Origin of the sequence: Metasolibacillus sp. (assembly GCF_025291715.1) — a bacterium.
GTDB lineage: Bacteria > Bacillota > Bacilli > Bacillales_A > Planococcaceae > Metasolibacillus > Metasolibacillus louembei.
In genome coordinates this window covers 1-24,180 of the sequence record NZ_JAMBIZ010000010.1, presented here as the reverse complement: position 1 = coordinate 24,180, position 24,180 = coordinate 1, and the positions used below count along the sequence as shown (strand labels likewise).

The 24,180-nt window shown below is 37.6% G+C and carries 25 protein-coding genes and 1 pseudogene; 22 read left to right on the top strand and 4 right to left on the bottom strand.

Annotation, left to right across the window (positions count from 1 at the left end):
* Positions 1-45: 45 nt before the first annotated feature.
* Positions 46-606, top strand: a complete 561-nt coding sequence (locus M3Z76_RS08530; RefSeq protein ID WP_293923651.1) for a hypothetical protein — start codon at positions 46-48, stop codon at positions 604-606.
* 129 nt (positions 607-735) lie between these two features.
* On the opposite strand, the gene M3Z76_RS08525 is transcribed toward M3Z76_RS08530, so the two are convergent.
* Both M3Z76_RS08525 and M3Z76_RS08520 read right to left on the bottom strand, forming a co-directional pair.
* Entirely contained in the window at positions 736-1,443 is a 708-nt protein-coding gene (locus tag M3Z76_RS08525) for a class I SAM-dependent methyltransferase (protein WP_293923653.1), read from the bottom strand.
* 161 nt (positions 1,444-1,604) lie between these two features.
* Positions 1,605-2,012, bottom strand: a complete 408-nt coding sequence (locus M3Z76_RS08520; protein WP_293923655.1) for a GNAT family N-acetyltransferase — start codon at positions 2,010-2,012, stop codon at positions 1,605-1,607.
* A 206-nt stretch (positions 2,013-2,218) separates the two neighbouring features.
* Between M3Z76_RS08520 and M3Z76_RS08515 the strand changes: the two genes are divergently transcribed.
* The 3 genes from M3Z76_RS08515 to M3Z76_RS08505 all read left to right on the top strand — a co-directional run bounded on the left by M3Z76_RS08515 (position 2,219) and on the right by M3Z76_RS08505 (position 4,387).
* Positions 2,219-2,995: a helix-turn-helix domain-containing protein gene (locus tag M3Z76_RS08515; RefSeq protein WP_293923657.1), complete on the top strand. Its 777-nt coding sequence runs from the start codon at positions 2,219-2,221 to the stop codon at positions 2,993-2,995.
* Between the two features lie 3 nt (positions 2,996-2,998).
* The gene (locus M3Z76_RS08510) at positions 2,999-4,009 is read left to right on the top strand and encodes a C45 family autoproteolytic acyltransferase/hydrolase (protein WP_293923658.1); all 1,011 of its coding nucleotides are present in this window, start codon (positions 2,999-3,001) and stop codon (positions 4,007-4,009) included.
* Positions 4,010-4,078: 69 nt separating this feature from the next.
* Positions 4,079-4,387 (top strand): NUDIX domain-containing protein, encoded by a 309-nt coding sequence (locus M3Z76_RS08505; RefSeq protein ID WP_293923661.1) that lies wholly within the window; start codon positions 4,079-4,081, stop codon positions 4,385-4,387.
* Between the two features lie 155 nt (positions 4,388-4,542).
* Here M3Z76_RS08505 and M3Z76_RS08495 read toward each other — a convergent pair.
* A protein-coding gene (locus M3Z76_RS08495) for an IS3 family transposase (protein WP_483310156.1) occupies positions 4,543-5,666 on the bottom strand; the annotation gives its coding sequence in 2 pieces (ribosomal slippage) (positions 4,543-5,426 and positions 5,426-5,666; 1,125 coding nt in all).
* On the opposite strand from M3Z76_RS08495, the gene M3Z76_RS08490 reads away from it, so the two are divergent.
* Complete coding sequence (locus tag M3Z76_RS08490; RefSeq protein WP_293923666.1) at positions 5,610-6,380, top strand: sensor histidine kinase; 771 nt, start codon at positions 5,610-5,612, stop codon at positions 6,378-6,380. The genes M3Z76_RS08495 and M3Z76_RS08490 overlap by 57 nt on opposite strands.
* 56 nt (positions 6,381-6,436) lie before the next feature.
* Here the strand turns inward: M3Z76_RS08490 and M3Z76_RS08485 are convergent, their stop codons facing one another.
* Positions 6,437-7,618, bottom strand: coding sequence for a NupC/NupG family nucleoside CNT transporter (locus tag M3Z76_RS08485; RefSeq protein ID WP_293923669.1), 1,182 nt, complete (start codon positions 7,616-7,618; stop codon positions 6,437-6,439).
* Between the two features lie 775 nt (positions 7,619-8,393).
* On the opposite strand from M3Z76_RS08485, the gene M3Z76_RS08480 reads away from it, so the two are divergent.
* The 17 genes and pseudogenes from M3Z76_RS08480 (at position 8,394) to M3Z76_RS08400 (ending at position 24,091) form a co-directional block, all read left to right on the top strand.
* Positions 8,394-10,205 carry an IucA/IucC family protein gene (locus tag M3Z76_RS08480; RefSeq protein ID WP_293923671.1) on the top strand — a complete coding sequence of 604 codons (1,812 nt, stop codon included), beginning with the start codon at positions 8,394-8,396 and terminating at the stop codon, positions 10,203-10,205.
* Positions 10,189-11,946, top strand: a complete 1,758-nt coding sequence (locus tag M3Z76_RS08475) for an IucA/IucC family protein (protein ID WP_293923674.1) — start codon at positions 10,189-10,191, stop codon at positions 11,944-11,946. The genes M3Z76_RS08480 and M3Z76_RS08475 overlap by 17 nt, the downstream gene beginning before the upstream one ends.
* Positions 11,933-13,165, top strand: a complete 1,233-nt coding sequence (locus M3Z76_RS08470; RefSeq protein WP_293923677.1) for an AMP-binding protein — start codon at positions 11,933-11,935, stop codon at positions 13,163-13,165. The genes M3Z76_RS08475 and M3Z76_RS08470 overlap by 14 nt, the downstream gene beginning before the upstream one ends.
* Positions 13,162-13,419 carry a petrobactin biosynthesis protein AsbD gene (asbD, locus tag M3Z76_RS08465; RefSeq protein ID WP_293923678.1) on the top strand — a complete coding sequence of 86 codons (258 nt, stop codon included), beginning with the start codon at positions 13,162-13,164 and terminating at the stop codon, positions 13,417-13,419. The genes M3Z76_RS08470 and asbD overlap by 4 nt, the downstream gene beginning before the upstream one ends.
* A 12-nt stretch (positions 13,420-13,431) precedes the next feature.
* Positions 13,432-14,400, top strand: coding sequence for a DUF6005 family protein (locus tag M3Z76_RS08460; protein WP_293923680.1), 969 nt, complete (start codon positions 13,432-13,434; stop codon positions 14,398-14,400).
* Positions 14,397-15,221: a sugar phosphate isomerase/epimerase family protein gene (locus M3Z76_RS08455; RefSeq protein ID WP_293923682.1), complete on the top strand. Its 825-nt coding sequence runs from the start codon at positions 14,397-14,399 to the stop codon at positions 15,219-15,221. Before M3Z76_RS08460 ends, M3Z76_RS08455 begins: the two co-directional genes overlap by 4 nt.
* A 69-nt stretch (positions 15,222-15,290) precedes the next feature.
* Positions 15,291-15,653: pseudogene (locus M3Z76_RS08450) on the top strand (helix-turn-helix transcriptional regulator); the annotation flags it as partial.
* Between the two features lie 135 nt (positions 15,654-15,788).
* Entirely contained in the window at positions 15,789-16,880 is a 1,092-nt protein-coding gene (locus tag M3Z76_RS08445) for an ABC transporter ATP-binding protein (protein ID WP_293923684.1), read from the top strand.
* Positions 16,877-17,797 carry a carbohydrate ABC transporter permease gene (locus M3Z76_RS08440; protein ID WP_483310152.1) on the top strand — a complete coding sequence of 307 codons (921 nt, stop codon included), beginning with the start codon at positions 16,877-16,879 and terminating at the stop codon, positions 17,795-17,797. Before M3Z76_RS08445 ends, M3Z76_RS08440 begins: the two co-directional genes overlap by 4 nt.
* Positions 17,794-18,606: a carbohydrate ABC transporter permease gene (locus tag M3Z76_RS08435; RefSeq protein WP_293923686.1), complete on the top strand. Its 813-nt coding sequence runs from the start codon at positions 17,794-17,796 to the stop codon at positions 18,604-18,606. The genes M3Z76_RS08440 and M3Z76_RS08435 overlap by 4 nt, the downstream gene beginning before the upstream one ends.
* Before the next feature lie 17 nt (positions 18,607-18,623).
* The gene (locus tag M3Z76_RS08430) at positions 18,624-19,958 is read left to right on the top strand and encodes an ABC transporter substrate-binding protein (protein WP_293923689.1); all 1,335 of its coding nucleotides are present in this window, start codon (positions 18,624-18,626) and stop codon (positions 19,956-19,958) included.
* A 14-nt stretch (positions 19,959-19,972) separates the two neighbouring features.
* Positions 19,973-20,692 (top strand): glycerophosphodiester phosphodiesterase, encoded by a 720-nt coding sequence (locus M3Z76_RS08425; RefSeq protein WP_293923691.1) that lies wholly within the window; start codon positions 19,973-19,975, stop codon positions 20,690-20,692.
* 86 nt (positions 20,693-20,778) lie between these two features.
* Complete coding sequence (locus M3Z76_RS08420) at positions 20,779-21,507, top strand: Fic family protein (protein ID WP_293923693.1); 729 nt, start codon at positions 20,779-20,781, stop codon at positions 21,505-21,507.
* A gap of 140 nt (positions 21,508-21,647) precedes the next feature.
* A complete protein-coding gene (locus M3Z76_RS08415; protein WP_293923695.1) occupies positions 21,648-22,100 on the top strand; it encodes a helix-turn-helix domain-containing protein in 453 nt (150 codons plus the stop codon).
* 78 nt (positions 22,101-22,178) lie between these two features.
* Positions 22,179-22,745 carry a bifunctional transcriptional activator/DNA repair enzyme AdaA gene (locus M3Z76_RS08410; protein WP_293923698.1) on the top strand — a complete coding sequence of 189 codons (567 nt, stop codon included), beginning with the start codon at positions 22,179-22,181 and terminating at the stop codon, positions 22,743-22,745.
* On the top strand, positions 22,732-23,628 hold the full coding sequence (locus M3Z76_RS08405) for a DNA-3-methyladenine glycosylase family protein (RefSeq protein WP_293923701.1): 897 nt from the start codon (positions 22,732-22,734) through the stop codon (positions 23,626-23,628). The genes M3Z76_RS08410 and M3Z76_RS08405 overlap by 14 nt, the downstream gene beginning before the upstream one ends.
* Complete coding sequence (locus M3Z76_RS08400; RefSeq protein WP_293923704.1) at positions 23,612-24,091, top strand: methylated-DNA--[protein]-cysteine S-methyltransferase; 480 nt, start codon at positions 23,612-23,614, stop codon at positions 24,089-24,091. The genes M3Z76_RS08405 and M3Z76_RS08400 overlap by 17 nt, the downstream gene beginning before the upstream one ends.
* Positions 24,092-24,180: the final 89 nt, after the last annotated feature.

Sequence of the window (24,180 nt, the reverse complement as noted above, 5' to 3'; positions counted from 1 at the left end):
AGAGAAAACTATAAAGTATATACAGCAATCAGAGGAGGACATCTCGTGGGAAGATCATTTGCCAATTTGCATATTAAATCGAAAGACCTTGAGAAGACTGTTGAAGTATTAAGAGAGCACGCCAAAGTATTAGGTATGTCAAATAATAGGGCTCAAGAGATTAAGGCTGTGATGTATGTGAGCAAAAGCAACGAGAACTGGATCAGTGTACTCCACGATTATTTTGTATGGGGTACAGTGAAGAAGATTGGCAAAATATTATCTGAGCATATTGAGCAGCCAGTGATGACCGCCGGATACATGAATGAGGAAGTGTTTGAGTTGTCGTTTTTCGAGAACGGGAACATTCAAGCTGAAAGAATTTTTTGTGAGCAGTGGACGAGGGATGAATATGAACAACTTCAAGAGGAATGTCTTAATGATGACTACTTGCGGAAAGTATGGGATATCCGTAATAAGGATTTTGAAGACTTAATTAGCCTAACGAGCCCAGAACAAGCTGTAAATAAGCTATCAGAACTCGTAAAAATGTCTTTATGGACCGATGCGGAGTGGATACCGTATGACGAAACCCTCAGAACACAATTTAGGAAATATGAATTTTGAAAATGTGTGAGTAGTAGCGCATTTTTCATTGATAAATCCGTTAAGCTAAAAGTAGTTTTTGAAAAGCCACTTAAAACGTTAAAATACCAACTTTTATAAGTGGCTTTATTTTTAGTTAAAAAGCTCAATTTATTTTGTACAGGAATAAATTCTATAGCCCAATTTTTCTTCATACCTGGATAGGATATCAAAATGTTTTTCCATAATCTCGTAAAGCTCAGGCTCCATATCATTTGAATAATGGAGATCAGGCACTGAATGGATAGAAGTGTTTTTTTGTATACGAATATGTTCAAAGCCTGCCTGTTTCAGTAGTGTCACCCAATCTTTTTTCATAGTAAGGGAATCAAATCCATAAAATTGTTTGATTTCATGTTCCTCTTTTTCCTTGAGTCGCTGGTTAATTGTCTGTTCAATTGCAATGAAGCGACCTCTATTTTTTAATAAGCGAAAGATTTCTGTAAGGGCTCTAGGTTTATTTACAAAAGAAAGAACAGATTCAGAAATAATAAAATCAAAATGATTATCTGGTAACGGGATTTTTTCTGCTGAGGCTTGGATTATTTTTACTGGTAAGCGATGTTTTTGCATTCTTCTTTCGGATCTTGCAACCATTGTTGGATGAATATCTATGCCGGTTACTTTTGCGCCATATTTGCGAGCTAAATAGGCAGCAGTTTGACCAGTACCGCAGCCTATATCTAGAATGTGTGAGTTTCTGCTAATATTCTCCCTCTTGAATATTGCCTTTGTTAGATTAATACCACCGGGATGTGCTCCCTCAATACCGAGCTTAGATAAAGAATCTAGGTACTTAGAATATTGAATTATGACCACCTTCTTTATTTGTTTTCGAATGGTAAGAAGCGGTTAAACGAGTGCAAATATGTCTTCTTATATCATATGAATTGAAAAAAATAAGGTTCTCTGAGAGCCTTATAAAAAACCACCTAAAACGTTTAATTAACAGCGTTTTAAGTGGTTTGATTTGGCGAATATTAAATTTTCCCTGACTGCATCGTATAATTTCTTTTTACCATGCCTGTTGCAGTCATCATCCCAAATTTTTTATAGTAGGGAATTAGATTTTCGTTGCAGCATAAATCAATCATATAAATATCATCAAGCTCTTGAAGCATTCTTTGAACTAATTCCTTACCAATACCTTTATTTTTATATGCTGGTAAAACTTCGAGAAGTGGAATATAGGCAGAAATAACGCCATCACTAATTGCCGTAATGAATCCAACAGCTTTATTGGTAGTAGTATCTATTGCAATGACTATTTTATTACTATTATTTAATATGTTTAAATGAGTTTCTGTACTTGGCGGATTGGGCCAGTCTACAAAAAAGCCTTCTAACATCTCGTGAGAAATGCCTTCAAGATTATTTTTATATATCACGATTATCATCCCCTGAATTAAATTGTGAAATTAGGAAGATGAATCAATTGTAAAGTAACATATTTATGCCTCCATATATCAATGCTATAAAGTACTCAATTCGACAAAAATTATATATTTCCTATATAGATAAGTCATTTTATTTTGAAAAGGATTTCTTTACATTCAAGTTACTTTAAGGTTTAACATAAGATTGGGGGGATGGTATGACTCAGCTTATGAATATACAGGACTTTTCCGAAAGAACGGGCATTTCTAAAAGTGCACTAAGGTATTATGAGCAGAAAAATTTACTTTTTCCTTGGGGAAGAAGTACAAATGGCTATCGCTTATATTCTGATGACCAAATTGCAACAGTGAAGTTAATCTCAAGCTTACGCTTAGCTGGAATACCTATAAAAGATATTCAAATTTATTTATTGGAAAACGAAGAGACAAGACGACAGGAAATGATGGAAAATTGGATTTACAACGTAAAAAAGACACGAGACCTTTTAACGGTGAGTTTACGCTACCTAGAAAGTGACTCTATAAGTAAGGAAATTTATTTAATAGAAAAAAATGCAGAGCAAATTATTTGGTTTACTGCCGAATCTAAAACGGGGGAATTTAAAGGACATTTTTCGAAAAGAAGAGGTGAATTGCAAAAGTTAAATATTCCATTTAAAAATTGTTACTTGAAATATTTATCTGGTAAAGATTTTATTAAAGCCCAAATTGGCTTTGGCGTTCCGACTGACTTAAAAATAAATGATTTAACAGAAATTGCTTTAATAGAAAACATGCCTAAATGCATCTGTATCGCAATGCCTTTTAATGAGCCACTATCTAAAATCCAAAATAGTTACAATAAACTAATGTCCTATGCACTCGAACATAAGTGGACACCAATAGCACCCACACTAGAAAGGTACTACGGTGAGAATTTTACCGAGTTGGAGTTGTTAATGCCTGTCACTCAAATTGAAAGAAGAGGAGAATGACAAATGGAAGAATTGACGATAAGAGTAGTCGAATTACAGGGCAGTTATTTCGAGCAGGGTTTAAAGCAAAGTGAGGAAATTAAATCGACACAGCTTAGTTTGCTTGAGACGTTGAGCTCTAATTCAAATGTGAAGAAGGCGAAGGAGATACTAAAGGCTATTTCGCCGAATCTTTTAGAAGAACTTAGAGGTTTAGCAAATGGATTAAATATGGAGCTAGATACAGTAATAAGACTTTATAGCGGTTATGATATATCCTTTCCATCAATGGGATGCACCGCCTTTATAAATGACGACTATTATGTACGGAATTATGATTTTAGCCCAGAGCTGTATGATGCAAGGCTCGTTTTTTCTCATCCAATCGATGGATATGCAAGTGTTGGGTTTAGCCAGCAAATGATTGGAAGGCTTGATGGTATGAATGAAAAAGGGCTTGTTGTCGGATTGCACTTTGTAAATAATGAGGATAAAGAAGAAGGGTTTATTGCGACGACAATAGTGAGACTGTTGTTGAATCAGTGTGCATGCATAGAAGAGGCAATTGACTTAATTTCTACTATTCCTCATGGGTTTTGCTACAATTATTCGATTACAGACCAAAGTGGAAAAGGCGTGTTGGTGGAAGCTTCTCCTCAGAAGCAATTTGTCAGCTTCGGAAATCCGCTAATCTGTACAAATCATTTTGATTCACAAGCGTTACGAGAAAAAAATAGGAAAGAGATACAAGAATCAGTAAAGCGTAAGGCGTATATAAATAGTCTATTAACAAAGAAGCTTTCACCAATAGCTGCATATCATCATTTTAATGATGGAGATTCCCCTTTGTTTTACAAATACTACAAAGAGTATTTCGGAACGCTGCATACAGTTGTTTATTTACCAAAAGATTTAAGCATCATAATTGGTATTGGTGAGAATAGTGAACCGATAATACTATCATTAAGAGGATATTTAGATGGAACTTGCAATCTGCCTAAAGTTATAAAAGGAAGAATTAATCAAATTGTTTAAATTGATAGTGAAATCAGGATTTTAAAATAGATTTTACAAAAACTCACTATTATAAAGGAATGGGGACAGGTGACAAATCAAATACATGTTAATTGGGGTGGACATAGAGTCAAGCTGACTTGGCTACCTCATAAAATTCTAGATATTAAAAAGGTTACAAGTGTTCATGGCTATTGCTTTTATAAAGGCAATGTCTTATTGGTAAATGTAGAAGGAAGAGGATTTAATATTCCAGGTGGGCACATTGAAAAAGAAGAAAGGCCAGAGCAAGCATTTCTAAGAGAGGCATATGAGGAGGGCTATGTAGAGGGCAATATTCAATATCTTGGAGCTATTGAGATTAGTCACGAGGATAATCCTTTGGATAGGCTACACTAAGTTGGACAGATAAAATAAGGGCTAGTAAACTTAGACTATACTTATAAGGGAGCGTGCTATTATGACACGTCAACGTCGAACATTTACACCCGAATTTAAACTGCAGTTAGTGAAGCTTTATGAAAATGGACTGTCAACACTAAACTGGACAAAAATTATAGGGGCTGTAGCTTGAATTCCACAGGTGTTAAATAGCCTAGTGTTCCGTGAATGCGAATGTTGTTGAACCAATGAACATAATCGTCAAGTTCAAGAGCGAGCTGTTCAAGGGAAGAGAAATGAGCTCCGTTAGCGAATTCTGTTTTAAATACCTTAAACGTTGCTTCAGCCACGGCATTATCATAAGGGCATCCTTTCATGCTCAGTGAGCGCTGGATACCGAATGTTTCAAGAGCCTCTGAAATTAGTTTATTATCAAACTCTTTTCCTCGGTCCGTGTGAAACATTTTGACATCATTTAAATTTGCTTGGATGCTCGCAATCGCTTGATACACAAGCTCTGCAGTTTTATTTGCGCCCGTACTATGACCGATAATTTCACGGTTAAAAAGGTCGACAAACAAGCATACATAGTGCCATTTTTTTCCGACACGGACGTATGTTAAATCACTGACAATAACCGCTAATTGTTCGTCCTGTTTGAATTGACGCTGCAGTTCATTTTTTACGGGTGCTTCGTTACAGCTTGATTTATGTGGCTTAAATTGCGCCACTGTATAGTTTGACACCAGCCCTAGTTCATTCATTAGGCGGCCAATGCGACGACGTGAAACGTGTTTGGGTACAGATAATTTGGCTAATTCTTTCTTGATTTTACGTGTTCCATAATTATTGCGGCTTTCTTTAAAAATACGGGCAATTTCCTTAGAAATCATTGTATCTTCTGTCTTTTTCGCACGTTTGCCAGATAGATCGGCATGATAATAATACGTGCTCGGTGGCAGTTTAAGGACGTCACACATTGCTGATACTGAATATTTGTGAGCGTTATTTCGAATCACATCTATTTTCGTCCCATGATCAGCGCTGCTTGCTTTAAAATATCATTCTCCATCAATAGTCGTTGGTTTTCTTTACGTAATCTAGCCAGCTCATTTTCTTCTTCTGTTCGATTATCTTTGGCAGCGAAAGAACCAGTTTCTTTGTGATTTTTAATCCAACGATCTAATGCAGAAGGCGTAATATCGTATTCTCTCGCAATGTCTGCACGAGATTTACCATTTTGGATGGGAAAGGTGAATTTAGCCAGCTTGCAGGGAATATTAATAGTATTACAGATGGCTTAAAAAAGTCAGTGGATAGTGAGATCAAGAGTGAGCGTTTAAAAACAGAGCTTATTACCAATGTTTCACACGATATTCGAACACCTTTAACATCCATTATTACGTATGTCGATTTATTAAAAATAGAAAATGACCCTGAGCGCATTGCTGAATATGTAGATGTGTTAGATCAAAAATCAAAAAGGCTTAAGCAGTTAACAGATGATTTATTTGAAGCGGCGAAAGCTTCAAGCGGTAGCATGCCTGTTCAGTTAGAGCGGATTGATATCGTCTCATTACTAACACAAGGAATTGGAGAAATGGCTGAAAAAATTGAAGCATCTGCATTGGATGTTAAGCTAGCCCTCCCAAATGAAAAGGTATATGCCAAGGCTGATGGAAAGCTGTTATGGCGCGCCATCGAAAACCTATTCTCGAATATTTTTAAATATGCACAGCCTGCATCAAGGGTGTATATTGATGTTGAAGATTTAGGGAATGAATTACTTGTAACATTTAAAAATATTTCAGCATATGAACTGAATATTTCAGCTGATGAGCTAATGGAACGCTTTACAAGAGGAGATGAATCTAGATCAAGTCAAGGAAGTGGATTAGGGTTGTCCATTGCTGAAAGTCTTGTTCATCTTCAGCACGGTAAATTCCTAGTGCGAGTAGATGGTGATTTATTTAAAGCGATGATTTATTTACCGAAATTTCCAGCTGAATAGTTTTCACTAAAAAACCATTAAAAACGCCAATTAAAGCGTTTTAATGGTTTTTTTGCTTATAAAATAAGACTGACAATAATACTTGAAAGAATGCTGACGAGTGTAGCACCGTATAAAAGCTTTAAGCCAAAGCGTGCGACAACATTCCCTTGCTTTTCATTGAGGCTTTTGACAGCTCCAACAATAATACCAATAGAAGAAAAGTTAGCGAAGGAAACGAGGAAGACAGAAAGAATACCTGTTGTTCGTTCGCTAAAGTGAAAATTGCCCCCAGATAAATCTAGCATTGCTACAAACTCATTCGTTAACAGCTTTGTTGCCATAATGGCACCTGCATTAACTGCTTCTGAGAGAGGAATCCCCATAATCAATGCAATTGGAGCAAATAAATAGCCTAATATCGTCTGGAACGAGATATTAAATAATAGCTCAAATACATGGTTGAATCCAGCCATTAATGCTATAAAGCCAATCAGCATAGCCCCTACGATAACAGCGACCTTAAAGCCATCAAGAATATATTCGCCAAGCATTTCAAAAAAGGACTGCTTTTCATTCTCCTGGATTTCTAAAATATCCTCGCTTGGATCAATTGTGTATGGATTAATGATGCTCGCTATAATGAAGCCACCAAATAAATTTAAAACTAAAGCAGTGACAATATATTTTGGTTCTAGCATCGTCATATAAGCTCCAACTATAGACATTGATACTGTGGACATTGCGGAAGCACATAAAGTATATAAGCGTTGATTTGAAAGTAGACCGAGCTGTTTCTTTAATGTGATGAAAACCTCGGATTGTCCAACCATTAATGAAGCAACGGCATTATAAGATTCAAGCTTCCCCATGCCATTTACTTTACTTAGCAGTAATCCAATGCCCTTCATAAGGAATGGCAAGATTTTTAAGTGCTGAAGAATTCCAATTAACGCAGAAATAAATACAATTGGTAGTAATACATTTAAAAAGAATGGGGATTGTCCCTCGTTTGCTAAGCCCCCAAATACAAAGGAAACCCCTTCGTTTGCATACTCAAGCAACGTACCAAAAATAGCGGCTATCCCTCTAATAACGATTAATCCAAACTCTGTATTTAACAGCAACAACGATAAAACAACTTGAATAACAATCATCGTAATAATTGGTTTGAATTTTATTTCTTTTCGATTGGCACTTGCCAACCAAGCCAAAAACAATACAACAAAAATACCTAAAATAGAAATAATGTAGTGCACATGTAACCTCCTGTTTAACTTGACTCAGCAGATACAGAAATCCCCACTGCTATAGGGGGAATAGATGCTGAAAGGCTCCTTTGATTAGAGAGAGGGCCAAACTCCCTGCCGAGAAAGTAGAACTCAGTCTAAGAACGCCACGACTGAGTGACCAATATCTTGTTGTCCTAAGTCTCCAGTGGATGTCGCAGATTTTAAAGAGGTGCATTTTGAGCAAGCTCGAAAAAATTGGACATAATTGATAAACAAACAACTGACTTATTATAAAAACAAAAAAGGAGAATTTCAAATATTAAAACCTCTGCATATACTAGCTATGAAAAACCTCATTAATAAATAGGTAACATATCCTTTCAATTGTTTCCCATTAACAGCGAATATATTCACTACAAAATTGTTTCCTGTTATCTTGATATTTCTAACAACGAATGATTTTCTATTTGAAATTTCAATTTGTAGTTGACCAATTTACCCAATTAATGTAATATGTAATTGTTATTGATAATGATTATCATTATCAATATATTTATAATTTCAAATAATCTACTAGTACCCTTAATTAAAGTAGGAAGGAGTATGATTGATCAGCAATTTATTTCCTTAATAAAGTTGAAAACATTGTAGATCAGGTCTTTACTTTTAAAATAAGAGGGACTTAGATTTTTCGTTACTTAGGAGTATTTCCTGCTTTCTGGATAGCTCCTTTATTTTTAGTGGAGAATGATAATCATTATCGATTTGTAACAGTAAGCTCTTTGAAAGGGTGGTAAATTACATGCAACAAACTGCTAAACAGATTGCAGAAAACGCAACATTTCAGGCATTTATAAATTGTTATATACGAGAAGTAAACAGTGGACATTTAGTTAGGAGGGAGAAGTGGATAAAAGAGCAGCCATTGACTCCATTGATTACAGAGGCACATATGCTAGAGCTTGAGCTTCCGATGCAAAATAGCCGCTTTGCATTCGGTGTAGAATACAAATCTCTTGTTGGCAGACATAGGTTTGGTATTGCGTTGAAGTATTGTACGCAACAACAAAAATGGTTTGTGGAAGATAGATTAACGATACTAATCATACTTATCCAAGAGCTACACTTAATGGCTAAGGCAAATGGGTGTAGCGGACTTTATTCTCATTTTGACGAACTTATTTTTCGGCTAATGGAAAGCTACCAAACGATGGCAAATTATATTGAAAAGAGCTTGGAGGATAAGAAGGAAGACAGGATGATTGCTACGTTTATTGAAGCAGAGCAATCCCTCGTATTTGGACATTGGCTCCATCCAACACCTAAAAGCAGGCAAGGGATGGCAAATTGGCAACAAACGAATTTTGCTCCAGAGCTACAAGGCTCATTTCAGCTTCACTATTTTCATGTTGACCGTCAGATGGTGAAGGAGTCCTCCATTTTAGAAAAAAGTGCGAGTGAGCTCATTTCCCAGTCCATTACAAAATTATACCCAGATTTTGTGATGTCAAAGAAGGATTATCTTATTCCAATGCATCCGCTCCAAGCACAGTGGCTTTTACAGCAACAATATGTAAAAAAAGCGCTAGCTGAAGGGTTAATAAAATATGAAGGTGCAATGGGAGCTTTTTATACAGCCACCTCTTCAATAAGAACGGTATATAGCGCAAATGAAGAAATGATGTATAAGTTTTCAATCCCTGTGAAAATAACCAATTCATTGAGAGTAAATCGCAAACATGAGCTAAAAGCTGGAATTGTGATGGCCCAATTAATGAATAAGATTGATTTCTTACAGAAGTATTCATCTTTTCGAATGATTGATGACCCAGCCTATATAACTGTAGAATTTCCTAACCAGGAGGAATCAGGATTTGAGGTTATTTTTCGTTCAAATGAATTTCCTCAAGGAAAGGATGAAGGAATTTGTATGCTTGCAGCTCTTGTACAAGAGCCTCTACAAAGTGAAAAATCGAAGTTATATCAGCTTATTTTAAAAATTTCTCAATCAGAATGTCGTTCAGTAGAAAGCGTAAGCTTAGATTGGTTTGAAGCCTATTGGAAATGTGCTATTGAGCCAGCGTTAAGGCTATACGATGAGTATGGAATTGCTCTTGAAGCCCATCAACAAAATAGTGTGTTAGACATTTCTTCAGATTATCCAACGACTTATTATTATCGAGATAATCAAGGATATTATTTATCAAAAAAATATAAGAAGCGGCTTCTTGCAATAGAGCCTACTTTATATGAAACAGAGGAGCTGTTTTACGAGGATACCCTTATTCATGATCGATTTACCTATTATTTGTTTATGAATCAATTGTTCCCTCTTATTGCTCGCTTTGGAGAAGATCAGCTCATTAATGAAAAGGTTCTTTTGAAGTGGTCTATGAATCAGCTGCAATTGTTGGAAAAGGAGTTTGCAGGTCTCGGCAAGGAATTTGTTCGTAATATTCTAAAACAAGAAAAACTCGCATTTAAAGCAAATTTATTAACAAGATTCCATGATGTAGATGAATTAGAGGCCGAGCTTGAACAAGCAGTATATACGAAAATTCCAAATCCATTTGTTTTGCATTATGAGGAGGCGGAATATGCAACAACTTTCTAAAAAAACAGAACTGCGTATAAGGCGACAGCTTGTGGAAGCAATGATTTTTGAAGGGCTGATTGAATATGAAGAAACTCAAATAGATCAATGGACGGCACATTTTACGCTGATCGGAAAGAATTGCACCTATCGTTGTGAAGGAAGGAGAACGGCATTTGACCGTATCCGCATAAAGGAAGAACGTATTTTTCTAGTAGGAAAAGATGAAACGTTGTTAGAGGCAACGCTTGAAGATTTGGTAAATGAGCTAGTTGCAGCTCCTCACGATAAAGCTCGATTATTGAAAGAGCTTCATCTAACAAGGAAGCTGTGCGAATGGAACGAGCAGCATCTTCAAATGCCCATATCAAGAAGAAGTTCAAGCTACGAAGAATTAGAATCTGAAATTATTGAAGGACATCCATACCACCCATGTTTTAAATCACGAACTGGTTTTACAATTGATGATCATAAAAATTATGGACCTGAAGCAAAGCAAAAATTCCCCCTTCAATGGGCTGCGGTGAGAAGGAGCTATATGCGAATCGCTGTACTTGAAGTGGAAGAAAGCTTTTGGCAAAGAGAGCTAGGGCATTTAATGTGGGATACACTACTTACCAAGCTTACGCTATCGGATGGAACATATGAGGAATATACGTTTTTACCAATTCATCCTTGGCAATGGCATAACATGAAGGACGAGCTTGCTGAATTAATTGAGCAAAAAGATTTAATTCCTTTAGATGTGGAGGGAGATTATTATCGTGCAACTCAATCGGTGCGAGTGTTATGGAATTGCTCAAATCCTCAAAAAGCACATTTAAAATGCTCTATGAATATGGTGAATACTTCCTCGCTACGAAAATTGCATACACATGCTGTTTGTGCTGCTCCTTATATTTCAGAATGGCTTAAACAGGTGATTCATTCGGATGATTATTTACAAAATGAAGCTTCTCTAGTTGTGCTTGCAGAATATGCAGGGGTTATTTTTGAGCCAGATGTAAAAAGGCATAGTGCAAAGCTAGAAGGGCAGCTTGGCTCAATATGGAGAGAAAGCGTGCGCCTATATATGAAGGAAGGAGAGGGAGCTGTACCGTTTAATGCGCTCATGATGTTAGAGAAAGATGGACGTCCATTTATAGCGGACTGGTTACTCCGATATGGAACAGAGGAGTGGTTAAAGCGCTTGATTGAAGTGAGTGTTATTCCTGTTTGGCACTTGCTTGTGGCACACGGAATTGCTGTAGAGGCTCATGCACAAAATGTGATTTTATTACATGAAAATGGCTGGCCTACTCGTGTTGTACTAAGAGATTTCCATGACAGTATTGAATATAATGAAGAATTTATTGTAGACAAAAGCCTTGTTCCAGACTTTGCAGCGATACATGAACGCTTTCAAGATGCACCTGTCGATCGTTACTATTGGATGTCCTCTGTAGAGGCTTTACGAGAGCTAGCAATGGATACATTATTCGTGTTCCATTTGAGCGAGCTGTCTTATTTATTAGAGGAGCACTATGGCTTTGAAGAAATAAGCTTTTGGCGTCAGGTGAAGAATGGGATAGACAAGCACTTTAAACGATTCCCAGCACTAGGCGCAAGAAATGACCAGCTTCAACATACGCATAACCATATTCATGTTGAATCTTTGCTAGCAAAGAAACTTCAAAATCAAGAGGAAGGTAATTTTCGACATATTGTTAGCAATACATTGGCACAAGTGGATACAAGGAGGAACGAGGATGTTTTATGTTAATGATCAATTTTATACGATAGAGGATATTGAGAATCAATATGAAATATATGATAGCTTACCTCAGTTAAAAGAGTGTAATAACCTTAGAATAGCTATTTGTACAGATGATACTTTCCAATATATAACCCTTTGTTTATATATTCGTCAAAAGGGTGGCTCAGTTGTCCCAATCCATGTAGCGACGCCAAAGGAGGGGGCTATACGTTTCGCTTCTTCGGCAGGTAGTCATCTTTTATTATTCCGATCAATCAATTGTTTTATTGAACTATCAAATCACTTTAATAATCAAGAGGGAGTATTAGTTCAAATGAGCTCAGGTACGACAGGAGCCCCTAAATGTATTGAACGAACGTGGAGTTCAGTAGAAGAGGAGATTGCAAGCTATGTGAAGGCATTACCTGTAGATTCCATGACCCATTCGATTGTTGCTTGTCCCGTCACACATTCTTATGGGCTTATTTGTGGTGTTTTGGCTTGTATAAGAAGAGGTGCAATACCAGTTATTATTACGAATAGTAATCCTAAATATGTGTTGAAGAAGCTGAAAGAGCATCCTAAGCATATACTCTATGCAGCACCAGCATTACTTTATACATTAAGCCAGTTATTACCTGTTAATCAACAATTTGATCGTGTGATGACGTCAGGAACTGTCATGCCACAAAATTGGCTGACATCATTAAGAGAGAAATCTAATCAAGTATTACAGCAGTATGGGTGCTCTGAGTCTGGATGTGTTGCGATTCATCCTAATGTGGAAGCTGCGCAAGAAATGGGTTACCCTCTGTCTCATTTGAAGGTGACAGCAGGGGATAAACAAACACCAAGTGAAATCATTATTGAATCGTCTACACAAACAATTTATACAAAGGATCTTGGCTATATAGAAAACAATGTTCTTTCTTTTCTAGCAAGGATGGATGACACAATTAATGTCGCAGGCTTGAATGTCTATCCACAAGAGGTTGAAAACGTCTTAATGGATTACCCAAAGGTGATCGAAGCCGTTGTATATAAGAAGCAAAACAGTCTAGCAGGAGAGCGAGTTTGTGTACAATATGTAGCGATTGAGCCAATTGAGGAAAACGAACTTAGAGAATGGTGTCAGCAATTCCTAGCGCCACATCAAATTCCGATGGAGTTTACATTTGTTCATGAAATCGAAAAGCTACCAAATGGGAAAATAAGTAGGAAACAGCTTGGAGGCATATTAGTATGACAAGACAACAATTAATCGAGGGCATCTATACAATTATGAAAAATTCATTAGAGCTACCGACTCTGAGCTCCTTTCATGAGGATGCTCGATTAAATGAAGATTTGTATATGGATTCAATTATGGTTCTTCAGCTGATTCTTCATATAGAGCTAGACCTTGGGATTTCCATTCCTGATGAGATACTCGTCCCTAAAGATTTCAAAACAGTAGGAACGTTAGTTAGCTTTTTAGAAAAATTACAAAAGGTAGCATAATCGGAGGAAAAAATGATAAAAGTTCATTGTTTTGTAAGCTGTGTTTGTGAAGTGATTAAGAAAACGCAAGGCGTGGACCATAGACCTTACTATTTTGGGGTATGGGACGCAGATTTTGATGTGCTGGAAAATGGAGTGCTAACATATCACTCAGATCGAATTGAGCATCATTTCTTCAAAACCTGGTATGAAATGCTCTATGGAATCAAGCTTTACCAATGGTATGACGAAGAGCAATCAAAAGAGCAAAATGTAAATCGATTACTTGACCTATTAGAGAATAAAACAGCATCTCAGCATGTGATGGTCATGCTAGATTTATCAATGCTTCCAGAGCGAGAAAATAAATTTCATCAACGCCCATTTCCGCATTATGTCATGCTAGAAACGACAGAAAATGATGCGGAGTGGTTTATGTATGACCCTGATTTCCGCTGGGAGGGCGTTTTACCAAAGGATCGAATTTTAGCGGCTATTCAAGAGCCAACTGTTAAAGGTGGCTATTACTTTGACGCTGAGAGAGTTATTGCCCCAACTACAGAAACGGTTGAAGCTTATTTTAATACATGTATAAAGCTTCATAGTAATCCAATGATAGAAGCAGTTACTGACATCATTAAAATGCATATTGAGGGACAAGAAAATATAGTAAAGCTTCCAAATGCATTAAAACAGCTGCCCGTTTTAGCCATTAGAAAATATGCATATGAACATGCATTTGCATTCTTTTGGGAGGCTCTTGGACGTGAGGAGACAGGCTTTGAGGCATGGTGTAATGAAATTGAGCGCCTAGTAAATGGTTATACGACAATCCAGTATCGCGCGATGAAGCTTGCAATGACACAGGATTTAGCAGTGGCAGAAGATATTTTTGCGAAGTTGGAGGAACAAAATCTCCTTGAGTTCAAGATTAAGCAAGGACTACAAGAATGTTTTCAAGCATGGTTAACATTACAGAACAAGGAAGAGGTCATCATATGAAACTATCGATCTGTACAATCTCATTTCGACACCATCTCTACTCGATTGATCAATTAGCTCATTTTGCAAAAACTCAAGGCTTTCAAGGAATTGAGCTGTGGGGTGCTCATGCAAAGAATTTAGCAGATGAGCCGCATTATGGAGCCGATTGGCTACGTTCTTACGATTTGGAAACGAGCATGCTTAGTGACTACTTGCCATTAGAGGCACCTATTGCTGAGATGATGGCTGAAACAGAAAGATTATCCTCGCTTGCAACCCACTGGGGGACGAAGAAGATTCGTACATTTGTAGGTAAAAAGGGTAGTGCAGACACAAGTAAGGAAGAAAGACACGAGCTTATTTCCAGACTTAGAATACTCTGTGATTACCTTGAATCAAAAGGACAAGATTTACTTGTTGAAACGCATCCAAATACATTGACAGATAATCTACCTTCAACGATGCAGTTACTTGAAGAAACGAATCATCCAAGCCTAAGAGTAAACTTTGATGTTTTGCATATATGGGAGTCAGAGATAAACCCTATTTTCGCCCTGAAACAACTTCATCCGCATATCTCACATTTCCATTTTAAAAATATCGCCTCACGTGCACAGCTTGATGTTTTTTCTCCAAACAACGTTTATGCAGCGGCGGGGTCTAGAGAAGGTATGGTTCCATTATTCGAAGGCGCGGTAGATTATGATGAATTTTTAGCAGCAGCACGCTCCATTTCCGAGGTAGATGCATCATTGGAGTGGTTCGGACCGAATGTGAAGAGCGTATTAGCAAAAGATGCTCAGGAGGTTAAAAGGGCGTTGCAATTGGTGAAAATATAAGGTCGACATCTGAATAATTAATAAAGACTAGCTAAAATGTATTGAATTTCCATTTTATCTAGTATTTATATTGAAGGCTTTGATTTAGAAGAAGAACGAAAACGCATTTTTCCTGTTGACCATCTTAAGGATATAGCAGCTCTCATACCGAAAAAGAAAATAAATAAGAAGAAATTGCTTCACCAGCAAGAGGAAATCAACCTTGTTCTTGAATTAGGTCCAAAGGCAATTGCCCAATTCAAAAAATATCATCCATTAAAATTTACATTAGCATTTACAAACGCTTTTCAAACAGAAGCCATTTTGCAGGCTTTTATTGATGTAACCATTGAGGAGGAAGTCGAAGAAATTAGCAATTGGCTGCTATTTTTAGGGAAGGATATGCGAATCAAAGAGATACCACAAATCTTACAGAATAACCTCTTACAATGAAGAGGGCGTCCGAAAAGTCATTTTGGGACGCTCCTTTTTTGTTTACAAAATCCTCATATTCCTTTACACACGCTTTATTTGCCCTTTACATCCATCCTCTATGATAGAGCAGGAATGTCACGAAGGAGGATTTACATGAATGCCATTGAAGTACAGGATTTGAAAAAGGCATACAATGCGGAAGCGACCGTGTTAAAAAATATGGACTTTACGGTGAAGGAAGGCGAATTTTTTGCTATCGTTGGTCCTTCAGGCTGTGGGAAAAGTACGCTGCTACGAATTATTGCTGGTTTAGAGCAGGTAACAGATGGAATGTTAATGATGAATGGGCAGGAAGCGACATATAAAAGGCCGGATGAACGCAATATTTCGATGGTGTTTCAAAATTATGCCCTATTTCCACATATGACGGTTGCACAAAATATTACATTTGGACTGCATGTTAAAAAGATTTCAAAGGAAGAGCAAAAGAAGCGTTGTATGGATGCAGCGCAGCTATTAGGCTTACAGGATTTATTAGAGCGTAAGCCACGCGAGCTATCAGGAGGACAAAGACAGCGTGTGGCACTTGGTCGTGCGATTGCCTCTCAGGCACCGATCTGTTTAATGGATGAGCCATTATCGAATTTAGATGCCAAGCTACGCTCAAAAATGCGTTCAGAGGTAAGGCAAATTCAACGTCGATTAGGTATGACGATGATTTATGTTACACATGACCAAATTGAGGCGATGACGATGGCTGACCGTATGATGGTGTTAAATGGCGGCGATATTCAACAAATCGGAGATCCATTACACGTTTATAATCATCCTGAAAATAAGTTTGTTGCAACATTTATTGGCTCACCACCAATGAATATGATAGAGGCAACACTCAATCAACAAGTATTACAAATAACGGATGAATGGCAGCTATCTACTTTAGCAATAGCGAATAATAAAGTTTATGTTGGTGTTCGACCAGAGCATATTGCGCCAGCAGGAAGTGACAAGCCCTCATTTCTTGGCAAAGTGGAGCATGTTGAAATACTTGGTACAGAAACATTAATTATGTTCTCACTAAACGGTGAACAGTGGATTGCTAAATGGGCAGGACAATGGAATTTCCAAGCAGGTGAACAGATTCCATTTAAAGTCGATACAGCGCATTTGCATTTGTTTGATTTCGCAACAGAAAAGCGCATTGAAGCCACAGAGCTACTTGCCTCAATGGAGGTTACTGTATGATTGCAGCAAAGGAGCAAGGTGTTGCAAAGAAGGTGAAGGCTAGAAAAGGTATACCAAGCTTTATTGAAGGCATGCTGTATCTTTTGCCATCTATTTTATTGTTTACTGTATTTTTGTTTTACCCAATGCTAAAAACAATTTATTTAAGCTTCTTTTTAACAGACGCACAAGGCAATGCAGAGCTATTTGTAGGCTTGGAGCATTATAGCAATTTACTGCAATCAGAGTCCTTTAGAACGAGCATGAAGGCAACCTTTTTATTCGTTTTATATACAGTACCAGCAGGCATAGTATTGGCGTTATTTCTGGCATTATTAGCGAATCAGAAATTAAAGGGAATCGGCTTTTTCCGCACAATTTTCTCCTCAACAATGGGAATGAGTGTTGCTGCTTCCTCTGTAATCTGGCTATTTATCTATAATCCAGCGGTAGGTATTGGCAATTTAATTATGAAAACGCTAGGCTTTTCAGAAATGCAATGGCTATTGAATCCTGATACGGCTTTAATGGCGGTAGCAATTTCAACAATTTGGATGAACACAGGCTTTAGCTTCATGATTTTACTTGGAGGCTTGCACAATATTGATACGCACTTATATGAAAGCGGGAAAATTGCAGGGGTTAGTGATTTTTACACATTGCATAAAATTACGCTACCTTTATTATCACCAACGCTGCTATTTATCGTGACCGTTTCATTAATTAACTCGTTTCAAACGTTTGGACAGATCGATATTTTAACAAAGGGTGGACCAATGGAATCTACAAATGTAATTGTTTACTCCATTTATAAGGATGCCTTTGTCAATTTCAATATTGGCTCAGCGAGTGCACAGGCGGTTTTATTATTTGCCTTTATCCTAATTGTCACAATCCTGCAATTTAAATGGGGAGAAAAGAGGGTGCATTATCAATGAGCATTTGGAAAAAGATTGTACTATATGTGCTGCTAATTGCTTCAGCATTCATTATGTTTTTCCCCGTTTTGTATGCCTTCTTTATTAGCTTTATGCAAGGGGGAGAGGTGCTGCAAGGGAAAATCATTCCGAGTAGCTTTGAAATGACCAACTATATCAATGCGGTGCAAAAAGTACCACTCATGCGCTATTTATTGAATAGCCTTGTTGTATCGACGCTAATTATGCTTGGACAAGTGCTGTTCTGTTGCCTAGGAGCTTTCGCCTTTACGTTTATTCAATTTAAAGGCAGAAATTTATTGTTTATGGTGTTCATTTCGACAATGATGATCCCTTGGGAGGCAACGATGGTTCCAAACTTCCAAACGATTCGTGCATTAGGCTGGACAGATACATATTTAGGCTTATCTGTACCATTTTTCGCAATGGCATTCGGCACATTTTTATTGCGTCAGCAGTTTAAAACGATTCCTTTAGAAATGTATGAGGCAACACAAGTAGCGGGTGTTAGTAGATGGCAATTTTTAGTGAAGGTTGTTTTACCTGTTTCTAAAACAAGCCTCGTAACATTAGCAATTTACTGCTTTTTATCTGCATGGAATATGTACTTATGGCCATTGCTTGTGACAAATGACGAAAAAATGCGCACAGTGCAAATTGGCTTAAAGCAAATGCAAACACAGGAAATAGCAACTGAATGGGGCGTCGTGATGGCAGGTGTTGTTATGGTTATTTTGCCAACATTGATTCTTCTATTTTTAGGACAAAAACGATTGCAGGAAGGCCTTATGCGAGGCGCTGTAAAATAAAAGGAGTGTTTATGAAAATGAAAAAGTTATTTTTATTTATGGTATTAACGGTTTTTGCGGTTGTACTAGCAGCATGTGGAGATAAAGAGGAAGCACAGGGTGAGAAAAACGTAGAAGCACCAAAGGTAGATGGCAAAACAGAAGTAGTATTTTGGCATGCAATGAGCGGTGATTTAGAAAAAGTGGTGAATACATTAGTAGATAATTTCAATGCATCACAGGCAGAAATCGTCGTAAAACCAATTTTCCAAGGAACGTATGAAGAGGCGATTACGAAATTTAATACAGTTGCAGGCACAAAGGATGCACCAACAGTTATGCAAACATTTGAAGTTGGCACAAAGTATATGATTGATACGGGGAAAATCGAGCCTGTTCAAAAATTTATTGATGCTGAAAACTATGATACGAGCAAATGGGAAAAAAATATTACGAATTACTATGCGGTAGATGGCGTACAATATTCAATGCCATTTAACTCATCTACACCGATTTTAATTTATAATAAAGATGCATTTAAAGAAGCGGGCTTAGATCCAGAAAACCCACCAAAAACATATGAGGAATTAAGAGTAGCTGCAAAAGCATTAACAACAGATGAGCAATACGGCTTCTCAGTGTTAAACTATGGCTGGTTTATTGAAGAGTTAATTGCAGCACAAGGCGGTTTATTTGTAAACGAGGAAAATGGACGTAAAGGCAATGCAACAGAGGCAGTATTTAATAGTCCAGAAGGTCAAAAAGTATTTAATTTAATTAGCGAGATGTATAATGAAGGCACATTCTATAACACAGGGCAAAACTGGGACGATATGCGTGCAGCCTTCCAATCAGGTAAAATTGCAATGTATCTGGATTCATCAGCAGGGGTGCGAGGCATGGTTGAACAATCACCATTCGAAGTAGGCGCAGGCTATTTACCTGTTCCAGAAGGCACTGAATGGGAAGGTGTTATTATCGGTGGTGCTTCATTATGGATGGCAAACGGTATTGCAGAGGAGCAACAAAAAGCAGCTTGGGAGTTTATGAAATACTTAACATCAGCAGAGGTACAAGCACAATGGCACGTAAACACAGGCTATTTTGCGATTAATACGGATGCATATAATGAAGACATTGTAAAAACGGAATGGGAAAAATACCCGCAATTAAAAGTGACTGTAGATCAATTAGCTGCTACAAAACCAACAGCTGCAACACAGGGTGCATTAATTTCTGTATTCCCAGAGGCACGACAAAAAGTAGTAAATGCAATGGAAAGCTTATACCAAGGAGCAAAGCCTGAAGAGGCGTTGAACAAAGCGGTACAGGAAACAAATCAAGCACTTGAATTAGCGAATCGAAAAAAGTAAAAGGGGCGTTCAATATGAGTAAACCCGCAATTTTTGCACATCGAGGTGCAAGCGGTCAATTTCCTGAAAATACGATGCTGGCTTTTGAAGAAGCATTGCGCAGTGGTGTTGATGGCATTGAATTAGATGTTCAATTGACAAAGGATGGAGAAGTCGTGATTATTCATGACGAAAAAGTTGATCGCACAACAAATGGCCAAGGCTTCGTAAAGGATTTTACATTAGCTGAGCTAGAGGAATTGGATGCGGGGAGTTGGTTTTCTTCAAAATTTGCAGGACAGCGCTTAATGACACTAGATACAGTGCTCGCTTGGATGCAAGAGGAAGGCAATCATTTACGTTTAAATATTGAGCTAAAAAACGACCAAATTCAGTATGTAGGACTTGAAGAAAAGGTGCTATCTTTAATTGAAGATTACGATTTGCAGGAGCGCATTATTATTTCTTCCTTCAATCCATTTAGCTTACAGCGTGTGCGCATGCAAAATGCAGAGATTGAGATGGGTTACTTAGTTTTAGGTACGCCAGAAAATGCACTTTGGATTGCTAAGGAAATTGGTGCAAATGCTATTCATTGCGAAGCACCATACGCCTTGTCAGCATATGGTGAAGCTGCAAAGAGGGCTGGCTATCCACTGCGCATTTATACAGTAAATGCGGAAGACGAATACAAGCAATTAGTAGAAGCAGGCGTAGAGGTTATTATGACGGACTTCCCAGAGCGCTTTAAATAAATAAGCCGCAGGAGCCTATTTGGTTTCCTGCGGTTTGTTTTTGGTGATATGATGGAATAATAAGTAATGAAGAAGGTGGTGAATGCATGTTTCAACAAATAGATAAAAAGAAGGCTGTTTTAGATGCAAAGCGGCCTTTACCAAAATATACAGTGCAAAGCTTGCGAGAAAAGCTATTTTTAGAATGGACGTATAATTCAAATGCAATTGAGGGCAACACCTTAACAATTAATGAAACAAAAGTAGTGCTTGAAGGTATTACAGTAGGAGGGAGGACATTACGTGAGCATTTAGAGGTTATTAACCATCGAGATGCAATCCGTTATGTAGAAGAAGTTGTACAAAAAGAGGAGCCATTTTCACAATGGCAAATCAAAAATTTACATCATCTTGTATTAAAAGGAATTAATGATAAGTATGCAGATGTTTATCGTGATCAACAAGTATTTATTTCAGGTGCAACGCATACACCACCAGCGCCGTTTAAAATTCAAGAGCAAATGAATGCACTCATAACATGGTATGAAACGGAGGCACAGCAGTTGCATCCTATCGCAAGAGGTGCAATGCTACATGTCATTTTTGTAGGGATTCATCCATTTATTGATGGGAATGGTCGCACTTCAAGGCTATTATTAAATTTAGAACTAATGAAAAATGGCTACCCACCAATTGTGATAAAGGTTGAAAATCGTTTGGCATATTATAATGCTCTAGATAAATCTCATGTAATGAAGGATTACCAAGACTTTATTATGCTAGTAGCCTCTGAGGTCGAAGCTTCGTTGGATTTATATTTAAGTGCAATAAACTGATGATAAAACCTGTAAGGACTCGTCCTTGCAGGTTTTTTCGCAAAGCAACTACAGGTTGCACCTTGATGCGCCTAGAACTAGCTTTACTTTTGGTCGTACTTTTTGAATACTGAAAATGTAAGGAAGGGCGATGAGAGAGCATGATTTTTAGTGAACGCTTAAAGCAGGAACGGGAGAAAAAAGGATGGTCACAGGCTGAGCTTGCAGAGAAAATTCATGTGAGTAGACAGTCTGTTTCAAAATGGGAAACAGGCAAAAACTATCCAAGCATCGAAGTGATTATCGAATTAAGTGATTTATTTGGTATTACCATTGATGAATTATTAAGGAGTGACGAGGAATTGAAAGAGAAAGTAATCCAAGATAGCAAACAGCTAGCATATCCAAAGTGGAAAGGCTTTTTTGATAGCATCTTTTTATTAGGAGCGTTTTTATTAGTCGCAAAATTAGCGATTATGGGCTCTAATTATTTCTTTGATACAAATATTTTAATGCTAGAGGGCATCCCGAAATTTATAATGAATTTCCTACCTTTAATTTTAATGGTAGTAGGTGGAGTGGGGAGTGACAACCTAAAAAATAAATATCAATAACGACCATAACCACAAGAATAAGGACGAAAGGATGCATAGTTTTTTGTTAAAATAAATGCTATAAAGGCGGTGGATTGCATGAAGCTTAATCTTACATTTGAAGAGATGTGGGAAAAAATTATCGCTTGTGACTATAAATACGATGGTCTGTTTTTCACAGCAGTTAAAACGACGAAAATTTATTGTCGCCCTTCTTGTAAATCAAGGAAGCCGAAAAAGGTCAATGTAGCCTTTTATGATGACAGAAAGACAGTGGAGGCGGCAGGCTTTCGCCCTTGTAAAAGATGCCAGCCTGAAGTTGAGCATTCGCCACATGATGCGGTTGTCAGGAAAGTTATTGCATTTTTAGTGAACCATTATAAGGAGTCCATAACACTGAGCGATATAGCAGAGCAAATTGGGTTAAGTCCATATTATTTAGATCGTTTATTTAAACAGGAAACTGAGGAAACACCACGCAGCTATTTGGAGAAAATACGCATTGATAAAGCGGCATATCTTTTGAATAGCACAAAGCTAACAAATTTGGAGATATGTTATGAGGTAGGCTTTCATAGCCCGTCTAATTTCTATAAAGTATTCCGTAACTTAAAAAATTGCTCACCTAGTGAGTACAGAAGAGGGCTTCAATATGCAGTGGAATGACTATCAGGCTTATATCGAAATAGTGCCTCCTAAAGAATTTAGCTTTGATGAATGCTTGATTTATTTAAATCGCTCTGATTTAGAGGTACTACATCGCATAAAAGGTCAGGTGGTATACAAGCTAATACATGGTGTTTTATGTAAAGTAGAGTGGGTTAATTGCTGTATAAAATCAGAGTTTCTTATGGAAATCCCTCCAGCTACTAAGCGTGAGAAAATCGCACAGTATATTTGGGAATGGTTTGATTTGGAGCAAAATTTGCAGGAGTTTTATGAAGTGGCTAGGCAGAATCAAATATTACAGCCACTTATTGAAAAATATAAAGGCTTGCGAATTGTTTGCATCCCTGATTTGTTTGAAGCATTTGTTTGGGCGATTAGTGGACAGCAAATTAATTTAACATTTGCCTACACATTAAAAAAGCGATTAATTGAGCAATTTGGAGAATGTGTTATGTTTGAGGGAGAGTCATTTTGGCAGTTTCCTCAAGTTGAAAAAATTGCGACATTAAATGTAGATGACTTAAAGTCGCTTCAATTTACTACAAGAAAGGCAGAATATATCATTCATATTGCACAGGAAATAATGAATGGTAAGCTTTCGAAGAAGCAGTTACTACAAGAGCAACATATGGAGAAATCTTTAACAGCGATTAGAGGGATTGGTGCATGGACAGCAAATTATGTGATGATGCGCTGCTTACATCAACGCTCCGCCTTTCCAATAACCGATGTCGGCTTGCATAATGCACTAAAGGTTATACTAAATTTGGAGAATAAGCCCACAATCGACGAAATTGAAAGCTATGCAGTGAATTGGCAAGACTGGCAGGCATACGCAACCTTTTACCTTTGGAGGTCATTATATGGAGAAAAAATATAAATTATACTATAAATCCCCACTTGGCACACTTGAAATCGTAGGAACAGCACAGGCAATCTTTTCAATAGTATTTGTGGAAAAGGAAAACATAGTAGAGGATGAAGTGCCACCAGTTTTATCGGAATGCTATAACCAGCTAGATGAATATTTTAAAGGGGAGCGCCAAGAATTCACTGTCCCATATTACTTTGAAGGAACTGATTTTCAAAAAAGAGTGTGGGGCGCTTTAACGGATGTTCCCTATGCACAAACAGTTTCTTATAAAGATATTGCGGTAGCGACTGGCTATGACAAGGCGGTTCGTGCTGTTGGCAGTGCTAATGGAAAAAATAAGCTCAGCATCATTGTGCCATGTCACCGCATTATCGGCTCTAACGGCACATTAACAGGCTATGCTGGTGGTTTATGGAGAAAGGAATGGCTGTTGCAGCATGAGCAGACGATGAAAAAGGACAAGTCTTAAATAGGCTTGTCCTTTTCATGTGCGCCCAGCATGCGCATGAACTATAGGGTGCAAGTCCCGAACCCCGAAGACAGAAGTAGAGGTTAGCC